The organism is Thalassospira lucentensis (genome assembly GCF_050516545.1).
GTDB classification, from domain to species: domain Bacteria; phylum Pseudomonadota; class Alphaproteobacteria; order Rhodospirillales; family Thalassospiraceae; genus Thalassospira; species Thalassospira lucentensis_C.
This window is the reverse complement of the sequence record NZ_CP191544.1, coordinates 1,217,219-1,243,256: the sequence shown is the minus strand read 5'-3', so window position 1 is coordinate 1,243,256 and position 26,038 is coordinate 1,217,219. Positions and strand designations below refer to the sequence as shown.

General features: G+C 51.5%; 20 protein-coding genes. 14 read left to right on the top strand and 6 right to left on the bottom strand.

Features of this window, described 5'->3' with window-relative positions; all coding sequences use genetic code 11:
* Positions 1 to 77: 77 nt before the first annotated feature.
* Both metC and ACQ0MK_RS05740 read left to right on the top strand, forming a co-directional pair.
* A complete protein-coding gene (metC, locus tag ACQ0MK_RS05745) occupies positions 78 to 1,262 on the top strand; it encodes a cystathionine beta-lyase (protein WP_430475207.1) in 1,185 nt (394 codons plus the stop codon).
* 281 nt (positions 1,263 to 1,543) lie between these two features.
* Entirely contained in the window at positions 1,544 to 3,832 is a 2,289-nt protein-coding gene (locus tag ACQ0MK_RS05740) for an SLC26A/SulP transporter family protein (RefSeq protein WP_430475206.1), read from the top strand.
* A 35-nt stretch (positions 3,833 to 3,867) separates the two neighbouring features.
* Here the strand turns inward: ACQ0MK_RS05740 and ACQ0MK_RS05735 are convergent, their stop codons facing one another.
* Genes ACQ0MK_RS05735 through ACQ0MK_RS05725 form a run of 3 tightly spaced genes read right to left on the bottom strand, consistent with a single transcriptional unit; the run spans position 3,868 to position 5,985 of the window.
* Positions 3,868 to 4,671, bottom strand: a complete 804-nt coding sequence (locus tag ACQ0MK_RS05735) for an iron chelate uptake ABC transporter family permease subunit (RefSeq protein ID WP_430475205.1) — start codon at positions 4,669 to 4,671, stop codon at positions 3,868 to 3,870.
* Positions 4,668 to 5,528, bottom strand: coding sequence for a zinc ABC transporter ATP-binding protein ZnuC (znuC, locus tag ACQ0MK_RS05730; RefSeq protein WP_430475204.1), 861 nt, complete (start codon positions 5,526 to 5,528; stop codon positions 4,668 to 4,670). The genes ACQ0MK_RS05735 and znuC overlap by 4 nt, the downstream gene beginning before the upstream one ends.
* Positions 5,509 to 5,985, bottom strand: a complete 477-nt coding sequence (locus ACQ0MK_RS05725; protein ID WP_350043739.1) for a Fur family transcriptional regulator — start codon at positions 5,983 to 5,985, stop codon at positions 5,509 to 5,511. Before ACQ0MK_RS05725 ends, znuC begins: the two co-directional genes overlap by 20 nt.
* A 144-nt stretch (positions 5,986 to 6,129) precedes the next feature.
* On the opposite strand from ACQ0MK_RS05725, the gene hisI reads away from it, so the two are divergent.
* The 4 genes from hisI to ACQ0MK_RS05705 all read left to right on the top strand — a co-directional run bounded on the left by hisI (position 6,130) and on the right by ACQ0MK_RS05705 (position 9,736).
* Positions 6,130 to 6,528 carry a phosphoribosyl-AMP cyclohydrolase gene (hisI, locus tag ACQ0MK_RS05720; protein WP_430475203.1) on the top strand — a complete coding sequence of 133 codons (399 nt, stop codon included), beginning with the start codon at positions 6,130 to 6,132 and terminating at the stop codon, positions 6,526 to 6,528.
* Positions 6,529 to 6,540: 12 nt separating this feature from the next.
* Positions 6,541 to 7,677 (top strand): CobW family GTP-binding protein, encoded by a 1,137-nt coding sequence (locus ACQ0MK_RS05715; RefSeq protein ID WP_430475202.1) that lies wholly within the window; start codon positions 6,541 to 6,543, stop codon positions 7,675 to 7,677.
* A gap of 330 nt (positions 7,678 to 8,007) precedes the next feature.
* Positions 8,008 to 8,838, top strand: a complete 831-nt coding sequence (locus tag ACQ0MK_RS05710; protein ID WP_430475201.1) for an aldo/keto reductase — start codon at positions 8,008 to 8,010, stop codon at positions 8,836 to 8,838.
* Between the two features lie 220 nt (positions 8,839 to 9,058).
* The gene (locus ACQ0MK_RS05705; RefSeq protein ID WP_430475200.1) at positions 9,059 to 9,736 is read left to right on the top strand and encodes a YitT family protein; all 678 of its coding nucleotides are present in this window, start codon (positions 9,059 to 9,061) and stop codon (positions 9,734 to 9,736) included.
* 813 nt (positions 9,737 to 10,549) lie between these two features.
* On the opposite strand, the gene ACQ0MK_RS05700 is transcribed toward ACQ0MK_RS05705, so the two are convergent.
* Positions 10,550 to 11,682, bottom strand: a protein-coding gene (locus tag ACQ0MK_RS05700) for an IS3 family transposase (RefSeq protein WP_430475199.1) whose coding sequence is annotated in 2 segments (ribosomal slippage) — positions 10,550 to 11,439 and positions 11,439 to 11,682 — 1,134 coding nt in all. Because the reading frame shifts where the segments join, the coding sequence is not laid out codon by codon here.
* Positions 11,683 to 11,975: 293 nt separating this feature from the next.
* Between ACQ0MK_RS05700 and ACQ0MK_RS05695 the strand changes: the two genes are divergently transcribed.
* From ACQ0MK_RS05695 to ACQ0MK_RS05660, 8 genes are all read left to right on the top strand, one after another.
* Positions 11,976 to 12,521, top strand: a complete 546-nt coding sequence (locus ACQ0MK_RS05695; protein ID WP_430475198.1) for an RNA polymerase sigma factor — start codon at positions 11,976 to 11,978, stop codon at positions 12,519 to 12,521.
* Between the two features lie 93 nt (positions 12,522 to 12,614).
* Positions 12,615 to 13,652, top strand: coding sequence for a FecR family protein (locus tag ACQ0MK_RS05690; RefSeq protein WP_430475197.1), 1,038 nt, complete (start codon positions 12,615 to 12,617; stop codon positions 13,650 to 13,652).
* 182 nt (positions 13,653 to 13,834) lie between these two features.
* The gene (locus ACQ0MK_RS05685; RefSeq protein WP_430475196.1) at positions 13,835 to 16,291 is read left to right on the top strand and encodes a TonB-dependent siderophore receptor; all 2,457 of its coding nucleotides are present in this window, start codon (positions 13,835 to 13,837) and stop codon (positions 16,289 to 16,291) included.
* A gap of 98 nt (positions 16,292 to 16,389) precedes the next feature.
* A complete protein-coding gene (locus ACQ0MK_RS05680) occupies positions 16,390 to 17,187 on the top strand; it encodes an ABC transporter ATP-binding protein (RefSeq protein ID WP_430475195.1) in 798 nt (265 codons plus the stop codon).
* Between the two features lie 14 nt (positions 17,188 to 17,201).
* Positions 17,202 to 18,149, top strand: a complete 948-nt coding sequence (locus ACQ0MK_RS05675) for an ABC transporter substrate-binding protein (protein WP_430475194.1) — start codon at positions 17,202 to 17,204, stop codon at positions 18,147 to 18,149.
* Positions 18,146 to 20,152, top strand: a complete 2,007-nt coding sequence (gene fhuB / locus ACQ0MK_RS05670; RefSeq protein ID WP_430475193.1) for a Fe(3+)-hydroxamate ABC transporter permease FhuB — start codon at positions 18,146 to 18,148, stop codon at positions 20,150 to 20,152. The genes ACQ0MK_RS05675 and fhuB overlap by 4 nt, the downstream gene beginning before the upstream one ends.
* Positions 20,149 to 20,934 (top strand): siderophore-iron reductase FhuF, encoded by a 786-nt coding sequence (gene fhuF, locus ACQ0MK_RS05665; RefSeq protein ID WP_430475192.1) that lies wholly within the window; start codon positions 20,149 to 20,151, stop codon positions 20,932 to 20,934. The genes fhuB and fhuF overlap by 4 nt, the downstream gene beginning before the upstream one ends.
* A 233-nt stretch (positions 20,935 to 21,167) precedes the next feature.
* The gene (locus ACQ0MK_RS05660) at positions 21,168 to 21,731 is read left to right on the top strand and encodes a sigma-70 family RNA polymerase sigma factor (protein WP_430475191.1); all 564 of its coding nucleotides are present in this window, start codon (positions 21,168 to 21,170) and stop codon (positions 21,729 to 21,731) included.
* Between the two features lie 66 nt (positions 21,732 to 21,797).
* Here ACQ0MK_RS05660 and ACQ0MK_RS05655 read toward each other — a convergent pair whose 3' ends face one another.
* Positions 21,798 to 23,108 carry a lysine N(6)-hydroxylase/L-ornithine N(5)-oxygenase family protein gene (locus ACQ0MK_RS05655; protein ID WP_430475190.1) on the bottom strand — a complete coding sequence of 437 codons (1,311 nt, stop codon included), beginning with the start codon at positions 23,106 to 23,108 and terminating at the stop codon, positions 21,798 to 21,800.
* A gap of 13 nt (positions 23,109 to 23,121) precedes the next feature.
* Complete coding sequence (locus ACQ0MK_RS05650) at positions 23,122 to 25,857, bottom strand: amino acid adenylation domain-containing protein (RefSeq protein ID WP_430475189.1); 2,736 nt, start codon at positions 25,855 to 25,857, stop codon at positions 23,122 to 23,124.
* Between the last annotated feature and the right edge of the window lie 181 nt (positions 25,858 to 26,038).

Sequence of the window (26,038 nt, the reverse complement as noted above, 5' to 3'; positions counted from 1 at the left end):
CTTGATGGACTGCTAGCAAGATGGTTTGACTGATACACCAAGTTAAAAGGATTTCTGCCCAAGGAGACGCACCACCAATGTCCGCCCAGAGCCCCAAAAAAACTGCCACCAAACTTGTCCATGCCGGCCGTCGATCCAGCCAGTATCACGGCGTGGTCAATCCACCCGTCCTGCATGCATCCACCATCCTGTTTGACAGCCTTGCTGAACTTGAAAAGGCTGGCGCATCTGCACCGGGCAAGATCACCTATGGTCGCCACGGCACACCGACCCGTTTCCTTCTTGAAGAAGCCGTTGCTGAACTTGAAGGCGGTTATGGCACGCTATGCGTATCGTCCGGGGTTGCGGCGATCAACAACGCGATCCTGGCGTTCGTGAAGCCGGGCGATCATATTCTGGTCACCGACAGCACCTATTACCCGACTCGCAACCTGTGTAATGCGTTTCTTAAAAAGTTCGGGGTAGAAACCGAATATTACGATCCGACCATCGGTGGCGATATCGCAAAGCTTATCCGCGACAATACAGTACTTGTCTGGTGTGAAAGCCCGGGGTCGCTGACATTCGAGATGCAAGACATTCCGGCGATTGCGGATGCCGCCCATGCGCGGGGCGTTAAAGTTCTGCTTGATAACACATGGGCATCGCCACTTCTGTGCCGTCCGTTTGAATTGGGTGTCGATGTGTCGGTTCAGGCCGGAACGAAATACATCGTCGGCCATTCCGACGTCATGATGGGCACAATCACAACCGCCACCGAAGAAGACCTTTTGACGATCAAAAAGCAGGTCCTGATTTCCGGTGATGCGATTGGGCCCGATGATTGCTATCTGGCACAGCGCGGTTTGCGCACCCTTGGCGTTCGCTTGAAACAACATCATGAAAGCGGCCTTGAAGTCGCCAACTGGCTGCAATCCCGGGCCGAGGTCAAACGCGTTCTGCATCCCGCCCTTCCCGATGATCCCGGTCATGCCATCTGGAAACGTGATTTTTCGGGCGCAAGCGGCCTGTTTTCTTTCGTCATGGATCCGGTCGAGAAACCCCAGCTCGCCAACATGGTTGACCATATGGAACTGTTTGGCATGGGCTTTAGCTGGGGCGGGTTTGAAAGCCTGATCTTGCCATCCGATCCGGCCAAAATCCGCACAGCCACCAAATGGGAAGAAGACGGCCAACTGATCCGCCTGCATATCGGCCTTGAAGACGCCGATGACCTGATTGCGGATCTTGAAGCCGGGTTTGAGCGGCTGAAAACTGCCTGATCGGCTTTCATATCTAAAAAACAACCGGCGCAGAATGCCCTGCGCCGGTTTTCGTTTCTAAATAGACTCCCATCATACGGATGGCGGGAACAATAAAATATCACATTCTAAATTACGCGATGATATGATTAACCGCCTGAAAATATGAACCAATTAGCCATTAGGGTATGGCGCCTTATGATACCGGAAAAAATGACACGATTTATACGGGGCTTCAGCGCCAAACACGGCTTTGCTAACGGCAACCTTCCTGTTCCTTGCCCAGTCCGCTGGATCGGGAAATGACGGCACGTACTGTTTTTGCAAAATTAGGAACGCTCCGCTTTGATTTCGGACCTGCCTGTGTCGGGATGTTCGCGACGTTTCCCCAAGCAGTTGCCTATGGTCTGATCGCGCTTTATCCATTGGGGCCTGCATGGGCGTCCTTTGGCATTGCAGCCAGTATTGGCTGCGCCATTCTTTTTGGAATTATATCCGGGTTTTTCGGACCAAACCGCTTTCTGGTATCCGGTCCACGCGCTGTTACGGCACTGATCATTGCATCGGCCATTCATATCGCGCTTGATCGTGGATCCAGCCCGCAAGAGGCGATTGTCATTGCCTTTGTCGCGGTTTTCGGGGCCGGACTTTTCCAAATGATTGCCGGGGCGTTACGTTTCGGGCATGCGGTTGCCTATGTGCCTGACCCGGTCCTGTCTGGCTTTGTCAACGCATCTGCCATTTTGGTGATACTTGGCACAGTGCCAACCGCCCTTGGCAGCACAGCCCCCTCGATCGCGGGACTTATCGAAAGCCACGACAGTAACATCCTGATCTTCGCCCTTGTGGTCAGCTCCATGACCGTACTTGGCCATTTTGCCTTGGGCAAACGCATCCGGTTTATGCCCGCTGCAACCTGTGGGCTGATCGTTGGCATGGCGGTCTATTATATCGGTGTTTCACTTTTCCCCTTGGCCAAGGCCCCCTTGGTCGGGGTGATTGAAATTTCATCTCTTTGGCACAAACCAATTCTTTTTGATCTTCCTGCTGTTCTCAATACCCTGACCGGCAATATCGACATTGCCTTGACCAGTGCTTTGACCATCGGGCTCCTGACATCTTTTGATACCGTCATTTCAAGCCGCGCCATTGATGCCCGTGTCGGACATCATAGCAATGTGAATGCCGAATTGCGCCTGCACGGCGTTCTGAATGCCGCGATGGGCTTCATCGGGTACCTGCCGGGTTCTGGCGCGTTAAGCCGATCCCTTGCCATCGTTGATGCCGGGGCGCGCACACGCGCTGCCAATGCCGGAACAGCAATCTTGTTCGCGCTAAGCCTGATCGTTTTTGCCCCGGTGGTTGCCGCACTGCCCCTTTGGGCAACGGCGGGCATGTTGATTGCGATTGCCCTTCAGGCCATTGACCGCGCCACCGTTGATAAGGCATGGAAACTCGCAACAAAGCGCCTGCCCTATCCGCGTGTCATTCTTGGCGATGTCTTGATCGGGATCTTCGTTGTCAGCGTCGCCCTTGTCTTTGATCTGGCGATTGCGGTATGTGCCGGGGTTCTTGTGTCTGTCGTGCTGTTTGTTCTGGGTATGAGCAAAAGCCCCGTACGCCGCAGCTATCGCGGGTCACGCGTTCATTCACGCATCCTGCGCAATGCAACATCCATTCAATGGCTGGAACAAGAAGGCGACCGCATCGGCATTATCGAACTTCAAGGTGCCTTGTTCTTTGGGTCATGTGCCAATCTGCGCACCGAAGCCATCCACTTGCTTGAAAACGGTGTGGATTACTTGATCCTTGATTTCCGTCACGCCACATCAATTGACAGCACCGGTGCCGCAACCCTGCGCGCCCTGCACTTGCAATGCGCCAAAGCAGGCAAACAGCTTTTCGTGAGCCATATCGAACCAGAACGCCGGAATGGTGCACTCCAAACCAAGACCAGAAATCCTGATCACGCGTCAAGCCACCGTCACGGCAAAGCCAGACCACGCTGGATATGGCTGACCCTTGATGCCAATGGCGTCATACAGGCCCTTGGCAAAGAAAATTTCTTTGATGATACCGACACCGCCCTTGGCCATTGCGAGGAACTGTTGCTGCAACGGTTTGGCGGGAAATTGCGCAATAACAAACGCAGCCTGTTTGCCAACAGCCTTCTTTTAAAAGGCATGACGCGCGCCCAAATCTCGACACTGGGCCGCACGACAAAACGGCAACGGTTCACAAAGGGTGATGTCATTTTCGCACAGGATGATGAATGCGACCGGGCCTATTTCCTGGTGTCCGGGCGGGTAGATGTTTTGATTGATGTACCGGGCACCGGCCGTAAAAAACGCATCAATACCTTTAGCGAAGGGACAATGTTTGGCGAGTTCGCTGTCCTTGATGGCGCGCCGCGCTCCGCAACGATTGTTGCGGCGACCGATGCGCTGTGCCTGTCAATCGAACGCACCGAATTTGCCGCCTTGCGCGACACCCATCAGGATGTTGCTACAATTCTACTTTTGAACCTGAGCAAAGTCTTTGCCGGTCGTTTGCGACTGGCCAACACCATGATGTCCGAACTGGAACAATAACTTTTTGATCCGGCACGCTGGGGCGAAAGGGATCGCTAAACCGCAATCCGTTTCCAGAACTGCCCCACGACGCCGGACAGCAAAAACAATCCCGCTGCCGAAATCACAATGCTTGGCCCGGCAGGCGTATCGACATGCCATGAGAGGCTGATACCGGCTAAAACCGATGCCGCGCCAAACAGCGCAGCCCCAATCGCCATTTGTTCGGGCGTTCTGGCAAAGAAGCGTGCGCTGGCGGCTGGCACAATCAAAAGCGCGGTGATCAAAAGAACCCCGACAATCTTGATCGCCATGCCAATCACAAGCGCCATCAGCAACATAAAGATCAAACGCAGCCGTTCGACCGGGATGCTTTCGGCAGCTGCAATTTCCGGGCTGACGGTCAATGCTAAAAGCGGCCGCCACATCCAGATTAACACCCCAATGGCAAAGACACCGCCCCCGGCCAGAAGCCAGATATCACCCATGGTAATCGCAAGAATATCGCCAAACAGATAAGCCATGATGTCAACAGCAACCCCTTGCACAAAGGCCAAGGCCACCATGCCAAGTGCCAATGTCGAATGGGCCAACATGCCAAGGACCGTGTCACTACCAAACCGGGCCTGACGTTGCCCAATGGCAAGGATCAATGCACTGGCAAGACAGGTCGCAATCATGCCAAGCCGGACATCAACCCCGATCAAAAGACCAAGTGCTACGCCAAGCAACGCCGAATGGGCCAGCATATCGCCAAAAAACGCCATGCGACGCCAAACGATAAACGCCCCGAACGGCCCGCAGACACAGGCCAGCAACACACCACCAACAACCGCACGAAACAGAAAATCATCCATCATTTTTGGGGTGCTGCCTCTTGCTGATTTGCCGCATCGCTCTGAGTATGAGGGGGCTGGTCGTGGTCGTGCTTATGATGTGCATGCCCGTGATCATGGTCATGTGAATGATCATGGCCGCACGCCCCAACCACATGTCCCGAAAGATCATGTTCGTGATCATGTTCGTGGGTATAGATGCCAATCGCATCGGCCTCTTGCGCGCCAAATAACGATCGATATTCCGGGTGCTGCCGCACGGTTTCGGGGATGCCTGAACAACAGATATGGCGGTTAAAACACACCACCTGATCGGTTTTGGCCATCACCAGATGCAAATCATGCGAAATCATCAGAACCGCACAATCATGCTCATGGCGGATTTCATCAATCAAACGATACAATCCCGCCTGCCCGCTCACATCGACCCCTTGGGTCGGTTCATCGAGAACAAGCAATTCCGGGCGCAACAACAATGTCCGCGCCAACATCACACGCTGTGTCTCACCACCTGAAAGGCTGCTCATCTGTGCGTCGATGACATGTGCGGCACCGACTTGGCTTAGAACTTTTTCACAGTCAGTCCGGCTTGCCGTCCGGGTCAGGGTCAAAAACCGTTTCACGGTCATTGGCAAAACCTGATCAATCGCAAGTTTTTGCGGAACATAGCCAATCCGAAGACCGGATTTACGCAAAACATCCCCCGCATCAGGTTTCTGCAAACCCAAAAGCGTTTTGACCAAGGTTGATTTTCCCGCCCCATTGGGGCCAATCAATGTGATGATTTCACCGGCATGGATTGAAAGCGACACCTGATCAAGCACACGTTCACTGCCAAATGAAAGGGTAAGCCCCCTGCCCTCAATGAGTGGCGCAGTCATGGCACAGCCCCTTGATTTCAACCGTAGTTGCCTGAATGTCAAAGCCGACCTGACCTGCGGCCTTTACAACCGCATTGCTCATATCTTCATTGACGGCCTCGGCCACACGGCCACATTGGGTACAGATAAAATACTGCCCCAGATGTTCACAATCTGGCCGGTCACAGCCGAAATAGGCATTAAGCGATTCAATCCGGTGCACCAATCCAAGATCGGTCAAGAATTCCAACGCACGGTAAACCGTCGGCGGCTGCACGCGCTGACCTTCGGATGTCAGTGCATCCAGAAGCTCATAGGCCGTCACCGCCTTGTGCGATTGCCAGATCAAGGTGAAAACCTTGCGGCGCATATCGGTAAATCGCGCATTTTCGACGTCACAGACTTTCTCCGCCTGCGTAAGTGCGCTATGCACACATCTGTCGTGATCATGGCCCTTTTTCGGGAAAAGATCGCTCATCGTTCGCTATCTCGTATCAACGGCACTTCGGCAGTGCTTAGACCAAAAGCCTAAAAAGCCGTGGCATCTGATGAAATGTTATAATATATCATTTTCTGACGTGCAGAACGCGAAAAGTCAACCACCATCGACCGGAGTTCCCCTATGACGGGTTCAAATCAACTGATTGCCGACAAGCTTAAATTCAATGAAAGCGGCCTGATCCCGGCAATCACCCAGCAGCATGACAGCGGCGAAGTCCTGATGATGGCGTGGATGAACCGCGATGCCGTAATTGAAACCCTTGATACGGGCCGGGTGTGCTATTTCTCCCGCTCGCGCGGCAAGCTGTGGCGCAAGGGTGAAAGCTCCGGCCAGGTGCAGAAACTGGTCGATTTTCGCTATGACTGCGATATGGACACGGTTCTGGTCATGGTTGATCAGCTTGGCGTTGCCTGCCACACCGGACGGCGCAACTGTTTCTATTTTGCGGCCCGTGACGGGGTCGAAACCGTCATTTCCGAACCGGAAGTCTCGGTCGAAGACCTGTACGGTAAAAAGTAAGACACATATATCATGGCCATCTCTGACGAACAATTTGATCGCGTTTCCACAACCGTCATTACCGGCTTTCTCGGCAGTGGCAAGACAACCCTTTTGAATGCTCTTCTGACACAGGATGGCATGGAAACAACCGCCGTTCTGATCAATGAATTTGGCGATATCGGGCTCGACCACCTGTTGGTGCGTGAAATCTTCGAAGACATCGTCTTACTGAATTCCGGCTGCATTTGCTGTTCGGTACGCGGTGATCTGATTTCGGGTTTACGCGATTTGTTTGTCAAACGCACACGCGGCGAAATTCCGAAATTTAACCGCGTGATCATTGAAACCACCGGTCTGGCCGACCCTGCCCCGATCCTTCATACCCTGATGACCGACCCGCTTTTAACCACCAAGTTTCGCCTTGATAGCGTGGTGACCACAGTTGATGCCATTCACGGCGAAGGGCAACTTGATGCCCATCCCGAAAGCGTCAAACAGGCCGCCGTTGCCGACCGTATCTTGATCACCAAGGCCGATCTGGTCGATGACGCCACCCGAAATCAACTTGAAACCCGTCTGCGCGCGCTTAATCCCGCCGCCCCGATACATGCCGTGATCAATGGTGATATTGCGGTTTCAAAGCTGTTTAATGCCGGACTGTATGATCCGACGACCAAAAGCATGGATGTCCAGAAATGGCTGCATGACGAAGCCTATGAGCAGCATGGCGACGACACGCATGGCCACGATCATGATCATGACCATGATCATGATCACGGCGAACATCACCATCATGCCCACAGCGATGCGCATGGTCACAGCCACGACGTAAACCGCCACGACGATCACATTCGATCCTTCTGCATTACGTTTGATGAACCGATCCATTGGGATGCGTTTGTCACCTGGGCCGAAATTTTCACTCAGATGCGCGGCGAAAGCCTTTTGCGCGTCAAAGGCATCTTGAACCTTGTTGGCGAAGAAAACCCGGTTGCCATTCATGCGGTTCAACATGTGTTTCATCCGCCCGCATCGCTTCCGGCATGGCCAAGCAATGACCATCGATCAAAAATCGTCTTCATCACCAAGGATCTGGGCCCGCAAGTCATTCGGGAATCGCTGTATCATTTGAACGCGGCGGTCAGTGAAAACAGCTCAGTTTCCTAAAAACTTGGTCGGGTTTGAGCCACATCAAGGATATCAGCCATAAATTCAGGCAATCTCGCTCTTGGCTTGATAAGCCTCACTCTAAGACTTTGGGCGGCCCTGCGACATGGTCGCCCTTTTTCTTTGGGAAATATCATTCAACACAAGCACCTTAGCCCCACGTCCTTCTCCCATTGAGCAACGCGATTATCCAATCGTACAGGTTGCGATGAGCTGGATGTGGCTTAAATTTGGCGCATATCGGGTGGACTGACACCTTATCGTCATTTGCGCATCACGGTGACAGCATCCAAAATCACAACAATCAAACTTTAAATAGGGGGTAAAATCATGATTTACCGGAACTGGCAGGGTAGCAAAATTCCGGCCCTCGGATTTGGGACTTACGAGCTTAATAATGACGATACGGCCACCATGGTCAACGAGGCCGCCAAAATCGGCTATCGCCATTTTGATACTGCCCAGATGTATCACAACGAAGAAGGTGTTGGTCGCGGCCTTAAGGCATCCGGTCTTGCACGCGACGATTACTTTCTCACCACCAAGGTCTGGTTCGACAAATTCCAAAGCGGGGATTTGCAGACCTCGGTCGTAGAAAGCCTTCGTAAGCTTGACCTTGACCATGTTGATCTGTTGCTTCTGCACTGGCCAACAGATGAAATTCCGCTTGATGAAACCATCGCCGCATTGAACGAAGTCAAAAACCTTGGCATGACGCGCCTGATCGGGATTTCAAACTTCCCGACCGTCCTGATCGACAAGGCAATCAACCTGACGGACATTCCGCTGACGGTTAATCAGGTCGAATATCACCCCTATATCAGTCAGGCAAAGGTCCTTGAAAATGTCCGATCGCATGACATGCTCCTGACCGCCTATTGCCCGATTGCCCGCGGAACAGTTCTGAATGATCCGACCTTACAGGAAATCGGTGCCAAATACGGCAAATCGGCCGTGCAGGTCACCTTGCGTTGGTTGATGCAACAAGACGGTGTCATGGCAATCCCCAAATCCGGATCGCCGAAAAATGCTGCCGCCAATTTCGACATCTTTGATTTTGAATTGTCCGATGATGACATGGCCAAAATCTTTACGCTGGCCAATCCGGAAGGCCGTCTGATTGATCCGTCATTCGCCCCGAAATGGGATGATGCGGCCTAAACTCGTGGCTTAATTTCAATACCTTAATACCGCCAATGCATTCTATGATTGGCATATAAAATTACCAAGACCGACCTCATTGAGGTCGGTCTTTTGCGTTTCGCCCCATCGCCACACTAAAAACAGGCGTTTAATGCCCGCCCAATGCCGCCAACTTGTTTCGCACCTGCGAAAAGCGTAATCTGACTGCATTCATCAGACAAAAGACTGTCGCGACTAAATGACCCAACCCAACACCAATGCCGTACCCACCAGCCCGGATACGAATGCAAGCACAGCCAAAACCACAGCCAAAAAGGACGATATTTCGCATCGTTTGTATGAGGATGTCCTGGCCCTTGTGCTCGGAACCATGGTGGTATCGCTTGGTGTGACGCTCTATAGCGAAAGCGTTCTGGTCACGGGCAGCACAGCCGGTGCCGCCCTTTTGATCGAACATGCCACGGGCCTGTCATTTAGCGTGATCTTCTTTGCGATCAACCTGCCGTTTTACTGGTTGGCGTTCAAGCGCATGGGAACAGCCTTCACCGTCAAAACCTTTATCGCAGTTGGCTTGGTTTCGGGATTCTCGAAACTGACCCCGATGATGGTTGATTTTCACATGCTCAACCCGGTCTATGCCGCGATTGCCGGTGGGGCCTTGATGGGCATTGGCCTGCTCATGCTGTTTCGCCACCACGCAGGCCTTGGCGGGATCAATATCCTTGCCCTGTATCTACAGGAAAACTTCGGCATCCGAGCAGGTTACGTCCAGCTTGCCGTCGATCTGGTCATTCTGCTCATCACCTTCCTGACCCTGCCGTTTGATAAAGTCCTGCTGTCGATCTTGGGTGCTGTCGTGCTCAACCTGATCATTGCACTCAACCATCGTCCGGGACGGTATTTGGCAGCGCGGTAACTATCTTATTCTCAAGTCCATATTTCCTTGGATATAGCTTTTGGCGTAAGGCATAAACTTGGAATACAGCATGGCCCGCTTGCAGCCTTTTGATTTAACAAAATTTCGAGCATACTCTTTGACATCGCATAAATGAGAATGGTGTCTCGATGACTATTTTAGGTACTCTAAGGCTACTGGAAGATACGAACTATCACCACAGCCAAATCAATGGAGTTTTTCAAAATCTTCAAGGTCAAGTTCAATAACTCGAGAACGCACCAACTAAATTCTCTTGAACGTTTGGCTGGGATAGGATTATCCCGGAACAAGCTTGATGACTTTCGTCTACGCATAACCATTCTCTTCCATCGTTGTGGCTATGGAAGAAAGCTCGCACGAAATTAGACATCCAATGTGCCAGTTAGAGCGAAAATTTCATCATATCTCGCACATTGGGCTGATTTGTCGATTTTTGACGAGAGCACAACTTAAGGAACATCATTGCTAAAGTAGCGCACTTCAAGGAAACCTGAATGCTGATCATCAAGAATCTGTGGAAGCCTGTAACCGTTGCAATAGTTAATCCTTGCAGTCTTTGCGTTTGGTATTTTTCGACAAAAGATTCTCGCAGGATGCATAGGCACCCCATGCAACGAACTGCGTAACATGCAATGGGAAGGTATCTTCGGTCCTATTATTGGCGTATGCGGCGCCTTTCTTGCTGCGAATTACAGCTTCAAACGAGAACTCAGAGCTAGGGACCGTGAAAATCGACAACCAATAATAAAACGGTATGTGAATAGCCCCTGGAATTGTAGACACCCGGTTTGATCAGATTTGTCGTCTTTCGAATTCGACGGGTGACAACATCCCGTTGGTACTATGTTTACGCTTCGGGTTGTAGAACATTTCTATGTAGTCGAAGACATCCTGACGTGCCTCATCCCGTGACTTATAAACCCTGCGGCGGATACGTTCGCGTTTGAGCAAGTTGAAGAAACTTTCGGCAACAGCATTGTCATGACAGTTCCCGCGGCGGCTCATACTATGTTCCAGATTGTGCTGACGAAGGAAAGCGGCCCAGTCGATGCTGGTATATTGGGAACCCTGATCAGAATGGATCAGCACCCTGTTCTTTGGCTTTCGCCGCCACACGGCCATCAGCAAGGCTTGCAGAACAACCTCTGTATCTTGTCGCTGCTTGAATGCCCAACCAACCACCATGCGGGAATAAAGGTCAATTACGACGGCAAGATACGCAAATCCTTCCTGTGTCTTGATATAGGTGATATCGGTCACCCAAACAGCATTTGGTCTAGGGGTATCAAACTGCCGATCCAGTTTGTTGTTAGCGACGACAGCTGGTTTGCCGCCATATTTTCCGGGACGCTTCTTGTAACCGATCCGGGCGCGTATGCCTGCATTGCGGGCCAGTCGAGCCACACGGTTCGGACTGCAACGCTCTCCCATATCCAGCAGATCATCATGGATTTTGCGGTAGCCATATACCTGACCGCTGTCTTCCCATATCTGGCGAACAAGAGCGGTCTGCCTTTGGTCTTCCAGAAACCGGGCGCTGTGTGGTTTCTTCTGCCAAGCATAAAAGCCACTGGGATGAACCTGCAAACACCGGCACATGGTGCGCACCGAATGGACCCGGCGATGCTGGTCAATAAACGCGCACCTCATTTTGCATCCCTGGCGAAGTACGCGGTTGCCTTTTTTAGAATATCGCGCTCCTCGGTGATCCGAGCGAGTTCTTGCTTCAGGCGGCGTATCTCGGATGATTGTTGATCAGCTTCAGCAATCGCATCAGGGGATTTGCTGAACTTCTTCTTCCACACATACAGGGAGTGTGTGCTGACACCGAGACGAGCAGAAACTTCCGCTACTGAGTAGCCTCGTTCTGTAATCTGGCGAACGGCATCAATTTTGAACTCATCGGTAAAATGACTCTTGGGCATCGTAAACTCCTTGCCTCACTTTATAAGTGATGGGGTGTCTACAATTCCAGAGGCTATTCAATTCCGGCTGAGTTGGGGTTTCTGAACAATCCAGCTTTCCGATAACATGATGTCCAGCCTCAAGTTTGTGTACAGCCAATGCGAGGTTCCTATGCAGACAATTAATTTCCCAGAACATGCTCAACAGAAATCTGACCTTAGCGCATCAAAGATTGCGCGCTTCATATGCACAATCCACAAACTCAATACAATTAATCAATTGCGAATGAGTATTATTTTTGATAACTCCATGAATGTCCGCTCATCACAGTCAGGTTTGTGACTTGGCAATTACCGACATCAGAAAACTGTTCCTGTCCCACCAACGGGAACTGCATATCTATCTGACGCGTCTATTGCGCGATACGGATACCGCTATGGATTTGACGCAGGAAACATTTTTGCGCATTTCCGAGCATACAGGCCAAGGTAAAGCACACGATGTCGTGCATGCCCGTTCCTACCTTTATCGCGTAGCACACAATCTCGCGATTGATTATGTCCGCGCACAAAAACGCAACCCAATCTCGGGTACGGATGACAGAAATCTGGAATCTATCCCTAATAATGCGCCCTCCCCCGAACAGATCGTTGGCGAGCAGTCCGAACTTGATTACGTGGAACGCGCGCTTGGGGAGCTGCCCGAGAAAACCCGAAACATTTTCATACTCGTGCGGGTTGATGGCCTGACCTATCGGCAAACCGCCGAGAAGCTAAACATCTCTGACAGCTCCGTGCAGAAACATGTCGCCCGCGCTATTGCCCATGTCATGCGACGCATGCGGGACAATCAGTCATGAAATTGCACAAATTTTTTACGCATTTCTTGCAGTTTAACCGTCCTACAGATAAGGACGAGCTTTATAAACCATCGGCACATGCGGGTTGAGAACGTGAGCCAAATATACGAAACACAGGAAAACATTGATCTTATCGCCGCCCAATGGATCGCGCGTATGATTGATGGCGACCTCAGTGCGGAAGAACATGATGCACTCAATATCTGGCTTGATCAGAACCCGATCCACCAGAAGGCCTTTAGCGAGGCCAATGAAGCACTTGCCTTGATGGATGCTTCTGTTCTTTCACAAACCCCGAACACGCCCCATGCCATAAAACAAGTTTCTCCGACACCAAACATTCTCTCGTTCGAGAAACGTGCATCACAAAAAAAACCGCACCCTCGGTTGCGAAAACGAACATGGGGCTATGCCGCACTTGCCGCCAGTCTTCTGATCGCACTGATTTCCACCAGGGTAATAGTGGGGGATCCAACACTTCTGCTGGCTGCCGACTACCACACATCGGTCGGCGAAGTTCGCGCTATTACGCTTGAGGACGGCAGTACCGTTACTCTTGGCCCCGATAGTGCAATAGCTGTTACCTTTACAGCCGAACGACGTCATATCGAACTGCTTTCCGGGCTTGCTGATTTTCAAGCTATTTCAAAAGAACAGGCAAACAATCGGCCATTTGAGATCTCCACAGCCAATGGTGTGACTCGTGCGCTCGGGACACGCTTTGTCATCGAAAGTTTCACTGATTACGCGACCGTTGCCGTTCTCGAACATCAGGTCGAAGTCAGTCTGTCACATAGCACATCCAAAAACAGGACAGCCGTTGTATCGACAAACCAAGCTGTTCACTACGATCGCCATGCCATCGGAAAGATATCATCTATCAATCCGGACCGTATTCTGAGCTGGCAAAAAGGTAAACTTATCTTTGATCGGGTCACTTTGCGCGAAGTGGTCGCAGAGTTTTCGCGCTACCAGCACGGAACAATAATAATCGCAAACGAAGCTGCCGCCCGAAAAAGAGTAAGCGGTGTCTTTGATATGAGTAACCCGCAAACCGGGTTGGAACTGATCGCTACAGAACTTGATGTGCACAATGTGTCGATCACACCGTTGCTGACAGTCCTCTATTAATCATCAAACCCCGTGCGCCGGAAACCGCAGTTTTCTGGGTCTTCTGCGCGATCTCCGAACATAAAAACAAAAAAACTGAAATTTACCTTACTGAATCAGAACGCAAATCCCGTCTCTCCTAATACAAGCAAATGCAAATCATTTGCGTTATCAGAAAATACTAAGGAATGGGGGTCTGTGTCGTGCAGGTAAGACAAGCCGGTGAAGCCGGATTGATTAAAGGACTGACTTTTGGACTGGCGCGCGGTGTCAGTTTGGCGGCTCTTGCCGCTGGATTGGTTGTTGCAGGGGCAACCACCAACGCAAAGGCACAGCAACAAAACGCTACTGAAAGTAGTGCTACAGTATTTGAATTTTCCATCTCGCCACAGGACCTAAATCAGGCCCTTTTAACCTTTGCCGATCAAACCAATTTGCAATTATTTTATGATGTGGATCGGGTTTCTGGACTGAAAAGTTCCGCACTGACCGGCACTCACACACCAGATGATGCACTTAAAATCCTGCTTTCGGGCAGTGGTGTGACTTATCGCTTCACCGATAAAAACACAGTTTCTTTATCGAAACTTGAAACATCCGATGGCGATAGTTCCACTGTTATCGCCCCGGTTTATGTCGAAGCAAACACTCAAAATACGGACGATCTGGCACATGGCTATGTCGCCACCCGCAGCAGTGCAGGAACAAAGACAAGCACGCCTTTGGTCGAGACCGCAAGAAGCATTTCTGTCGTATCCGGACAGGAAATGGAAGACCGTGCTGTTGCCAGCATCGAAGACGCGGTTGCCTATACTGCGGGCGTTGCGACCAACAATTACGGCTATGACCCCCGTTTTGATCAAGTCTATGTCCGCGGTTATCCAGTTCATATCTACGGCGACTACCGCGACGGCCTGCGCCAGATGACCGGCGTTTACGCAACCTTCAGAACCGAACCCTACAGCCTTGAACAACTTGAAATCGTCAAGGGGCCAACAGCAGCCCTGTACGGGCAAACCACACCCGGTGGTTTGCTGAACAGTGTGACCAAACGTCCGCACAAGGATGCGCACAATAACGTGTATGGCCGCTTTACCAACACGGAATCCTATGAAGGCGGCTTTGATTACAATCTGGGCCTTAGCGAAAATGGCGAATGGGCATCACGGTTTGTTGGATTGGCGCGCTATGGCGAAACCAGCAACGATATTCAAGATGACCGGCAGATGTTCGCTCCAACCATCCGCTGGCAGCCAAATGCAAACACCGACCTGACGGTTTATACGCTTTTCCAGCACGATGAGACCGATGCCTCAGCAACACTTTTAAACCTGAACGGCGCAATCCTTGATTACCGCACCAGTGATGCGGATTACGACTATCAGAAACAGGATCAGTTTCAGGTTGGTTACGAATTGACCCATGACCTGAACAACGTGCCTGTGACCTTGGCACAGAATGCCCGATTTGGTTATTTCGATCTCGAAGCACGTTATTTGACTGGTGGTGTGACAGGAGGTGGCTGGAAGAACTCCAACACCGAGTATCACCGGGCAGCACAAGCAGTTCAAGAAACCTTGTGGAGCGCACAGGTCGACAATCAGGCGATCACGACCTTTGAAACAGGAAACGTCAAGCATGAGGTTTTGACAGGTCTGGATCTAATGTATTCGCAGTCCGATTACAGGTTTGGTTCAAGCGGCGTGCTGAGTGACTACACCTTCTTTCTGAACAATCCTGACAAAGCGATTTCCGGTACGACGCCTGCCTATACAACGTTTGATGATGTCACCTACAGCCAGTCCGGCCTCTATGTACAGGATCAGATTGAACTTGGAAACTGGCATCTAAATGGCGGGGTGCGTTTTGACTATACGGAACGCAAACGGATCAGCCGCCTGACCAATACCGGATCGACCGACTACAACACCGCAACCACTTTTAATGCCAGTGCGCTTTACGCGTTTGACAATGGTGTGTCGCCTTATGTCAGTTGGGGAACCTCATTCCTGCCAAGCACAAGTCAGGACTCCGAAGGCAAGATGCTGACCCCGACAGAGGGCGAGCAGTATGAAGTCGGTGTTAAATACGAACCAGTTGGCTTTGACAGCTTCGTCACAATCTCGGCCTATCGCCTGACCGAAGACAATGTCGCGCGTTATGCCGGGTACAGCTCATCAGTCGGCTCTTATTATGAATCAATCGGCAAGCTTGAATCACGTGGACTTGAGGTCGAAGGCACAGCTAACGTAACCGACAGCCTCAGCCTTGTTGCGAACTTCGCGTATAACAACGCCAAAATCGTCAAAGGCAGCTATCGCGGCAACACGCCACTGGTGACTCCGGAAAAAACCGCCTCAACCTGGGCGAACTACACCTTCCATGATGGCCCGCTAAGCGGCTTTGGCATCGGTGCAGGTGTTCGTTACACCGACTCAACTTATGCCAACTATAACAATACCAGCAAGAACAAGCCCTACACACTGATGGATGCTGCCATTCGGTATAACTTCGGTGCAGTCAGTAACAAGCTTGAAGGCCTGTCTCTTGCAATCAACGGCACAAACTTGACAGATAAAAAGGCCGCCATTTGCAACAATGGATATTGCTACCAGAACGAAGGACAGACCATTGCAGCAACGTTGAAATACGACTGGTAACGACATATTCCGGGGCGTCATATCGCGCCCCGGATCTGCTTCCTGTGGTTCCCGTTAAACGCGGGTTCTTTGCATTTTCACAAGATTGTTTTAAGGCCATGAATTTAACTAACCGCCCTGTCGCACTTGCCATGCAAAACGCCCGTTTCGAAACAGCAGAGGGCATAAAACTTCTAGATGAACTCTCTGTCACCTTCCGCACCGGAAGCCTGACAGCAATTGTCGGTCATAACGGCTCGGGAAAGTCGACAGCGCTTAAAATGCTGGCCGGGCTAAACAAGCCATCAAACGGGGCAATCACGCTCAATGGCCAAGACATTGCTGAATTTGGCGCAAGGGAGTTTGCAAAGAACGTCGCCTATCTGGCACAGGATCCTGGCGATGGAGCAGACTATACGGTCGAGGAATTGGTCACACTAGGACGCTATCCCTGGCATGGCCCGTTCGGCCGACTACGGGATAAAGACAGGCAGGCAATTGAACGTGCCATCGTTTTGACCGGGCTCGAACCGCTGCGCCAGCGCGCAGTCAGAACTCTGTCTGGTGGCGAACGACAGCGCGCCTGGATTGCCGTAACTCTGGCACAGGAAGCGCCATGTCTTTTACTTGATGAGCCAATCTCGGCACTTGATCTCGCCCATCAATATGAGATTTTGCTTCTTCTCGAAAAACTCGGCAAACAGGATGGCTTGTGCATCATTGCCGTTCTACATGACATCAATCTTGCCGCACGATTTGCAGATCATATCGTTGCGTTAAAAGGTGGCCGCTTGGTCACAGATGCCACACCAGACGAGCTTATGCAGCCCGCCATGCTGCGCGATATTTTTGGTATGGACATGCTTGTTCACCCCCACCCAACCACCGGGCATCCCGTTGCCCTTGCCAATCTGTGACGGGGCGTCATTCAATGCACGAAACTGCACCTTCACATTCACATTCACGCAGATCATTTTTACGCCTTGTCACCCGTGCTTCGATTCTTGCCGGGTCAAGCTGCACATTCTCGGCGCTTATGTCACAACCAAGTTCGGCCGAACCGCCCAAACGCATCGTGATTGCCGACGGGGCAATCAGTGAAACCGCACTGGCGATGGGAATTGTTCCGCTGGCAATGGCGGATATTCCTGGCTATCGGGCATGGGTCCAGGAACCGGAAGTACCGGACCAAGTGATCAATCTAGGAGCACGCTTCCAACCAAGTCTGGAAAGATTGGCACAGCTTGAACCTGATCTGATCCTGACCAGCAGCTTTTATGCAAACCAGTATTCCAACCTGCAAGACTTGGCCCCTATCGAGAAAATCGACATTTATTCCAGCAGCAAGACATCGTTTCTAAATGCGATTGCCGCTGCACACAAAATTGGCGATGTCACAGGTTATCCGGATACCGCCAACAGACTGGTTTTTGAAACCTCTGAACATATTGCACAAGTGAGCAGGTCCCTTTCCAAGGCCAAGCCGAATTCGGTTTTAATCACAAGTATGCTATCCCCGCGACATATGCGTGTGTTTGGGAAAAACAGCTTGATGCAGGATGTGATTGATCGATTACCCATTCACAACGTCTGGACCGGCCCGACCAACCATTGGGGTTTTGCGACCGTCACAATCGATCAGATCGCACATTATGATGATGTTGCGATGATTGCCATCGAACCGGTGCCAGACAATGTCGAACGGGCAATTGATCACAGCCCCATTCTTTCGGAACTTCCGGCCATCAAACGATATGGGCTGATCAAGATGCCGCCCGTTGCAACTTTTGGCGGGCTGTATGCCGCCGGTCGGTTTGCCAGATTATTGGCCAGTTCTCTGTCGAATACCAACACAGGGAATGCGGAGCCCGCATCATGACAACCGTATTGCGTAAGCCTACGATGTATCATCGGGCTATTCCGACAGCACTTTTTGCTGCCACAGCGTTGCTTGGCGTCATATCTCTGCACATCGAAACCGGCAGCCTCAATCCTGCGGACATTCTTGATCTTGCAACCACGCCAGGGACACAAAGCTTACTGCTGACACATGGCTGGATACCACGGTTTCTGATCGCACTCATTGCTGGCGCCGGTCTTGCAACAGCAGGTGCCCTGTTTCAACACACTCTAAAAAACCCGTTGGCATCCCCTTCCACACTTGGGCTTGCTGGCGGCGCAAAACTGTTTTTAACACTGGCCACATTGTATGCACCCAGTGCTCTATTCATTGGTCATGATGTCATAGCACTGCTGGGTGCCTTAATGGTTGGTGTGTTGGTTTTTGCACTTGCCCGACGCAGTGGCTTTTCCCCCTTGGTCGTGATCCTTACGGGGATGATTGTTGCGCTCTATTGTGGGGCAGTAACCACTGCACTTGCGATCATTCATCATGAATGGCTCAAAAGCCTATTTATCTGGGGCAGCGGTGACCTGACGCAGGATGGCTGGTACATCCTTGGTCCGCTAAGTCTCAAGGTCGCGGTTGGTTTGATCGTTGCGGTTGCTTTGGCCCGCCCGCTTGAGATGTTAAATCTTAGCGACCATCAGGCAACAGCACTTGGCGCATCGCCTGCACGTTTACGTATGTTGTGTCTTTTGATCGGTTGCTGGTTAACCGCAACCGTTGTTGCGGCAGTGGGCATTGTCGGCTTTGTCGGCTTGGCCGGCCCCGCAATCACCCGAATGCTGGGCATTCGGCGGTTACGATCAAAACTTGGATGCTCCGCGGCATTTGGTGCGCTGCTGCTTTGTGCGGCGGACCAAGGCGTTCAGGTTCTTTCTGCCCATATCGGAACCCTTGTTCCTGTGGGGGCGTTGACCGGCATTTTTGGCGGGCCTCTTCTGATCATTCTCATCAGGCAACTCCGTGCGAATGCCATGTCTGTGCGAAACACAACATCGATGCAAACCGGGAACAGAAACCTTCTTCACATCAGGTCTCTGCTTTGTTTGCTTGTGCTTCTGGCCTTAGTGGTGGCAATCGTCATCGGGCGCGACATCAATGGTTTCTGGCAGTTTCAATGGGCCGGTGACCTTCAAACAGTCTGGCCATGGCGAGAAGCACGTATTCTTGGGGCATTGGCGGCGGGCACAATGTTGGCGATTGCCGGCACCGTATTGCAACGCATGACTGCCAACCCGATGGCCAGCCCCGAAAGTTTGGGTGTAAGCGCCGGTGCGGCGATTGGCATGATCATCGTCATTTTTTCGATGGATGCGCCATCGGCCTGGCTTCAGATTTCAGGTGCGTCCATTGGTGCGTTTGCAACTCTTGTCGCCATTTTTGCCCTGACCCGCCAATCGGGTTATGCGCCAGAACGCATTCTCATTGCCGGGATTGCAATCGGCGCATTGTTTGATGGTTTCATCGCATTTCTGATGGCCGGCGGCGATCCACGTGCAGCAAAACTACTGGCCTGGAGTTCCGGATCAACTTATGGCCTTAGTTTCGACCGCGCCAGTATTTTAACAATCGTCGCAGTTGCAGCACTGCCTGCCCTACCTGCGCTTGCACGTTGGCTCAATCTGTTTCCGCTTGGCCCAATGACCGCAAAATCATTGGGGGTAGATTTGTCAATATCGCGCGGCCTTATGCTGCTGTTTTCCGCCATCCTGACGGCTGCTGCCACGCTTTTGGTCGGCCCCCTCAGCTTTGCCGGACTGATCGCCCCACACCTTGCGCGTCTGGCGGGCTTTCGCCACGCACTTTCACACACGATGGGCGCAGCGGCGATTGGCGCAGCCCTGATGGTAAGTGCCGATTGGCTTGGGCGGATGCTGTTCTTTCCGTGGGAAATACCTGCTGGCCTGATGGCCGCGATCATTGCCGGTCCAATTCTGGTCTGGCTTCTTATGCGTATAGGACGAAATGGTTCATGATGTCAGCACCCCAACAGCCCGCCAACATAACCCGGTATCCGTCAGCATGCGAAGAGACGGGCAACAAACTGCTTTCTGAAATTAAGACAAGCCTTTCGCAAGGACCCTATCAAGGCATCGGCGAACGTCATCGCATCACGTCTGGCGCGCTTGATGGCATTGACTGCTTTGACCTGCATGATCCCGAATGTCTTTCACGGCTGCTTGATCACTATTGCCAAGCGAAATACCCCAATGATGATCGACGTGCGGCAATTTCAATGTGGTCGCAATGGTATTTTGGCCTTCTGCTGTCGCCCTTACTGGTTCTGGCGGCTGCCGGAGAACTCATATTGCCGTTCGAGGCCGGATTTATAAGCCTGAAGTCCGATGACGCAAATTGTCCAACTGGATTTGACCTTGTCGACAGGCGTGTTCGCCAGACGATCCATGCCCCCTTGGCTCCTGATCCGTGGACACATTTTCATGATCTGATCACCAACCATCTCGAACCTTTAATCGTATCACTTTCGACGGCATCAAAAGTTTCACCAAAAGTATTCTGGTCAAATGTCGGGGTGGTCATTGCCTATGTCGAAAAGAGTGTCCTCAAGGAACACCGCATTTCGCTTACGCCATTGATCACTGATGCAAAAGGACCTGACGGAATGCGCAACCCGCTGGCCAATCCATACAGCACCAAGCAGTCTGAAGATGGCAGTCTTTCGAGGCGTGTGTGCTGCCTGCGCTATTTGCTGACCAGTGTTGATATCTGTTCAACCTGCCCGCTCGCCAAAATTTAGAGTTTTCGCAAGTACCTTGCCTGACTGCGGCCCCTGTCGGGTGCCGCAGTTTCCCTTACTGAAACCCGTCGATAATCCCGTCTCATGAACAATAGGCTGGATGTAATTCGCAATCAGACCCTGTTCAAGAAACAAAATGCGTATCGACCTCGCGGAGAGTGCAAAACAACGTTCCGAATTTGCGAGTGAATATCATTTTCACTCATAAGCAAACCAACGGAGACTATTGGAAAATGCATCTCTCAAACCATCCGGAATCAAAGTCACTTGAACACAAACAACGGCAAAACCTGTTGCTGAAAACCCAAGAAACCGAAGGAAAGCTGCGTCGCGTTGCTCAATCCGTCGTCAAATGCCCATACCTTGCCGACGACATCATCCAGGACACTTATGCCAAACTCCTAACTTTACGGATCGAAGAAGAAATCACCACGCCAAGGGCCTTCATTACCCGTATCGTGCGGAACCTTGCCATCGACAAGGTGCGGCAGATGACGTTTGAGCGCAACCTGTTTGCCGATAGCGATCAGATCGAGTTTTGCTCAGCTGGAATTACCAACTGCCCCGAAGCGCGGCTAAATGGATGTCAGGCTCTGCGTATCATTGAACGCACTTTGATGGAGCTGCCACCCAACGTTCGTAATGCATTTTGTCGCCACCGCATCGATGGTTACGCACAAAATGTCATTGCCAAAGATATCGGTGTCTCAAAGGCATCTGTCTGCGCCTATATCCATCAGGCAGATCAGCGCTGTCGCCAAGCTTTACAAAGTGTCGAACTGGCACGCCCTGAGTGAAATCTGTGAAATCTGCAGCCGGGACAAGTGTTCTTCTCTCGGCTGCAGATCCAAAACAACGTCGTGTTATCCCCACGCTTGAACGACCGCATCTCCCGCCATCGACGTCCCATTTGCCAACCAGTCAACAATTGGGGGATTTTGCTCAAGATCGAACACGTCCTGCCCCAACAATGCATTAACAATTTTTGCGCTACGCCACGCCATCAGGCTCAGTTGCGGTTCAAATATCCCCAAATCAATCCGTCCTGCATTTTGAACGAAAATGCCGCGGTCTGCCGGCCCATCCCAACAGGCACGGAAATTCGCATCGAGCCGATAGGCACCAGACACCCCTTCTTCCAGACGTGCACGCAATGGTGCCATAAACTCGGGCAACGCTGTTTCGTATCCGGTCGCCAGAATCAATGCATCTGCGTGGAAAAACTCAACAACTTGATTAAGCCCATTACGTGCCGCGATCCGGAAATCTTCCCCATCATACTGGACTTGGAATACTTCACGTTGCGGCAGCAATCGACCAACGACATCGCCTTCATCAAGATATCTTTGTCGATAGATCAGCTGATAGATCGATTTCAATGTAGAAAGCGACGCCCCGTCACTTGCCAGCTTCTGGCGCGACATCAATTCCTGCTTGCGATCATCTGGTAAATTGGCAAAGACGTCGGCATAACCCGGTGTGAAATATTCATTCACAAAAGGCGTATCATCAAGTGGTTCGAAATTATCACGACGTGATAACCACAGAACCTCTTCCACGCTGTCTCTATTGCCACCAAGAAGATATTCAACCAGTTCAGCACCACTTTGACCACCGCCGATGACCGCAACCCTTTTTCCACGCAAGTCAGGCAGTCGCGATTTTGCCTGACTTGTATGAAAGCATTTTTCAGTTGGCAGATGACGTGCCCAATTGGGTACGAAAGCGGGTTTTCCGATGCCAACAGCAAGATTTTTGGCCGTATAGACACCACGGTCTGAACATACCTGAAAGTCTTTTCCGTCGAATGCGACTTCACGCACCGCATTGCCAAAAATCAGCCCGTCAAGATGACCTGCAACCCATTTCAGATAGGCTGCGAACTCCCGACGCGGCACCGCCGCGAAATCGGCATTCATAAAATCAAGCATCCGCTTCTGATTCACAATGTAAGCCAGAAAGGACCATTTACTTGTCGGATTGGTAAGCGTCACTAGGTCTTTAAGGAATGATGTCTGAAGTTCAACACCGGGCAACATCATGTCCGGATGCCACGCGAATTCGGCCTTTTGATCCAAAAACGCGGATTTTACATCGCTAATGCCATCAAGTTGGGCCGCAAGACTAAGATTGAAAGGACCAATCCCGATCCCGACCAGATCCAGTTTATCCATCTTCTGCGTCCTTCTAGTTGCCTGAAAATTCTAGGCTGCCTGTCTGCTCAAACGCACGTGTCAAACGCCCGCCAAAAAATTTGTGAAAGGCAGGATCACCGATAATGGTCAGGTGATCCGTACCGGGAATATGTTCTGGTCTTTCAGCGCGTCGCGACAGAGATTGAAAATCGATCAGATCAAGATTCCGACTAACTGTATCCCCTGCCAACCAGGATGCGATTGGGGCGTCATAGGGAAGAAGCTCATGGCGTCGGAAGACAAGGGCATTATCAATCAACACCCAAAAGGTATGCTCGCGTGTACCGATACCCGGCCCATCTGTCGGCAAGCCAAATTCACTTTTGCCAACGAAATGGACGAACTGCGCATAGGCAAGATCATCCATCAGCGCCAAAAGACGTTCCCAATCCTCGCGCATTGAGGTTCGTTGCAGCCACTGGCGAATGCGGATTTCGATTTCGGCACGTTCTCCTGGCTGAAACTTTGGCCGGGCGTTCAGATCAAAGTCGTCATCCATGTCACAAACATCGACCATACCGATCAAACGCAGATCGATATCATTCCCCAGCATCCGGGCTGCTTCATAGGCCAATAACCCGCCCCACGACCAGCCAAGGAAGGCACAAGGCCGGCCCTTTGCCTCGCGGTGCACGATCTCGGCATAGCGTGCGCTGATATCCGAAACCGAAACATCAAGCTCCTGACTGTCTGAAAGCGAGTGGCACATGAAACCAACAGCCGATTGATCCGGTCCAAGGCTTTTCACGAGCTTCATATATTCGCGCGTACTGACCAGAAGTCCCGGGAAGCAATAAAGAACCGGCGCATCCCGGTTTCCTTTCTGTAGATGCACGATGTCAGCACCGGGTTTACATTCTGGTTCTGACATGGCCTGCAAAAACGACCGTATGGTTGGGAAATTAAATAGGTCAGTGATTTCGGTGTTACTATTTGGGAAGTGCTCGCGAATTTTTCCCTGCACACGAAGAGCTGTGATTGAGTTCCCCCCGATTTCAAAGAAATTGTCGGTAACTCCGATATCATCAAGCCCCAATGCCGCCTTCCAGATTGCAAGAACCGCAGCTTCGCCGTCGTTTTGCGGTTGCGTGACAGAACCTTCCCGACGGGGCAAAGGAAGCTGTGCCTTATCTACCTTATGATTGGCATTAAGCGGCAGCATCGTCATTTCAATGATGTAGCCCGGCACCATCGAGCTTGGTAAAAACTGTTGCAAACGTGCACGAACGGATCGGGTATCAACCGATGCCCCAGAGCGCGGAACCACGTAAGCGATCAGTTCAAGTCGGGATGCAACATGTGCTGCAATGACCACACAGTTAGCAACATCGTCAAAACCGCGCAGGACCGTTTCAATTTCCGCTGGTTCGATCCGGTGACCACGAATTTTCACCTGATCATCGACACGACCGGCAAACTGGATCATGCCATCTGGCAAAAAGCGGCCAAGATCGCCAGTACGATACATCCGGGCGTTATCACCCTGTGCAAAACTGTCCGGAACAAACAGATTGTCCGTTTTCTCGGCCAAATTGTTATAGCCGCGGGCGATACAATATCCACCAAGATGAATTTCACCGATCTCGCCGCGGGCCACCCGATTGCAATCACCATCAAGAATATAGGCCCAACGATCACCAACCGGACGTCCAATAGGTGCGGTCACTGTCTCGCAAAGCTGGTCCCGATTAACCCGCCAAAGCATCGGGGTCATTACTGTTTCAGTCGGACCATAACCATTGATCAGATACTGTGAATTGATCGCTCTGGCGATACGGTTAAAGGTCTCCCTTGGCATTGCTTCACCACCAAAGGAGCACAATATCAGATCAAGTGTCTGTTCCTTTTCACGCAGCCAACCCGCCAATTCATGAACATAGCTGGTCGGAAATGATGCATGGGTAACGCCATGTGCGCGGACCGCCCTTACCGTATCTTCCGGTGTCCACAGAAGCTGGTCTGGCAACAAAATACTACCGCCTGCCATCAGCGGCACAATCCAGCGTTCGTGCCCCCCGTCCGATGAAAATGGCAGAAAGGGTAATTCCCTCGATGTTTCATCCATCAGATAAAGCGGTCCCGTCGCATTCAAATGGTCAACCAAAGGACCGTGATCGACCATCACCCCCTTTGGCTTCCCCGTCGAACCAGACGTATAAATGATATAGGCCAACTGATCCGGATACAGCTTTTCTGCGATAAACTCGATATCCGCAGCCTCAATATCCTCAACCAGAACCGCTTTAATATCTGTGTTTTCTAAAGCCACCAGTCCCTTTTGATTGCTGACAGCAAATCCCGCACCGCAATCAGATAACACATGCTTATTGCGGGCTTCGGGATGATGCGGATCTACTGGCACGAATGCTGCGCCAGCCTTCCAGATCCCCAGTATCGCGGCAATTGCCATAGCTGACTTCGGTAAGACAACAACGACAATGTCCCCAGGCCGAACTCCATTTGTAACAAGTGCATGTGCAATCGCATCCGAGGTTTTCTTCAGGCGTTTGCGTGACCAGACTTCTTCGGTCGTAACAATAACTGACCTGTCTGGATCGCTCTGACAGAACCGATCAATTACCTCGTGCGGATACCCCGTCATCGGCCAAGGAGCCTCAGCCCAAGGCAGGCCAATTGCCTCACCGGAGATAGAATGCAGACCGGGTGTAGATCGGGGCTCTGTCGTCAGGTCAGATGATGCGGCAAGTACCGCCTGAGAACCGTTCATGATCGTCTCCATGTTGGCAAAGCAATTTTCAGCGTTTGAACAAAGGACGATCCGTCGGGCTACAAGTTCAGAATTTTCTGTCCGCAAATGTAAAAAAGATCCCTGAATTTTATGCCCGTCCATTCGTCCGGACAACAGCGAGATAACTAACCCAGTTGGGTTGGAACCATGGCAACACGGA

Excerpts from the sequence above, each read along its gene's own strand:
- fhuB (WP_430475193.1), top strand. The coding sequence starts at position 18,146 with ATGACAACCGTATTGCGTAAGCCTACGATGTATCATCGGGCTATTCCG.
- fhuF (WP_430475192.1), top strand. The coding sequence starts at position 20,149 with ATGATGTCAGCACCCCAACAGCCCGCCAACATAACCCGGTATCCGTCA.
- hisI (WP_430475203.1), top strand. The coding sequence starts at position 6,130 with ATGACGGGTTCAAATCAACTGATTGCCGACAAGCTTAAATTCAATGAA.
- ACQ0MK_RS05655 (WP_430475190.1), bottom strand. The coding sequence starts at position 23,108 with ATGGATAAACTGGATCTGGTCGGGATCGGGATTGGTCCTTTCAATCTT.
- metC (WP_430475207.1), top strand. The coding sequence starts at position 78 with ATGTCCGCCCAGAGCCCCAAAAAAACTGCCACCAAACTTGTCCATGCC.
- ACQ0MK_RS05715 (WP_430475202.1), top strand. The coding sequence starts at position 6,541 with ATGGCCATCTCTGACGAACAATTTGATCGCGTTTCCACAACCGTCATT.
- ACQ0MK_RS05710 (WP_430475201.1), top strand. The coding sequence starts at position 8,008 with ATGATTTACCGGAACTGGCAGGGTAGCAAAATTCCGGCCCTCGGATTT.
- ACQ0MK_RS05735 (WP_430475205.1), bottom strand. The coding sequence starts at position 4,671 with ATGATGGATGATTTTCTGTTTCGTGCGGTTGTTGGTGGTGTGTTGCTG.
- ACQ0MK_RS05675 (WP_430475194.1), top strand. The coding sequence starts at position 17,202 with ATGCACGAAACTGCACCTTCACATTCACATTCACGCAGATCATTTTTA.
- ACQ0MK_RS05725 (WP_350043739.1), bottom strand. The coding sequence starts at position 5,985 with ATGAGCGATCTTTTCCCGAAAAAGGGCCATGATCACGACAGATGTGTG.
- ACQ0MK_RS05695 (WP_430475198.1), top strand. The coding sequence starts at position 11,976 with ATGTCCGCTCATCACAGTCAGGTTTGTGACTTGGCAATTACCGACATC.
- ACQ0MK_RS05660 (WP_430475191.1), top strand. The coding sequence starts at position 21,168 with ATGCATCTCTCAAACCATCCGGAATCAAAGTCACTTGAACACAAACAA.
- ACQ0MK_RS05740 (WP_430475206.1), top strand. The coding sequence starts at position 1,544 with ATGACGGCACGTACTGTTTTTGCAAAATTAGGAACGCTCCGCTTTGAT.
- ACQ0MK_RS05650 (WP_430475189.1), bottom strand. The coding sequence starts at position 25,857 with ATGAACGGTTCTCAGGCGGTACTTGCCGCATCATCTGACCTGACGACA.
- ACQ0MK_RS05680 (WP_430475195.1), top strand. The coding sequence starts at position 16,390 with ATGAATTTAACTAACCGCCCTGTCGCACTTGCCATGCAAAACGCCCGT.
- znuC (WP_430475204.1), bottom strand. The coding sequence starts at position 5,528 with ATGACTGCGCCACTCATTGAGGGCAGGGGGCTTACCCTTTCATTTGGC.
- ACQ0MK_RS05705 (WP_430475200.1), top strand. The coding sequence starts at position 9,059 with ATGACCCAACCCAACACCAATGCCGTACCCACCAGCCCGGATACGAAT.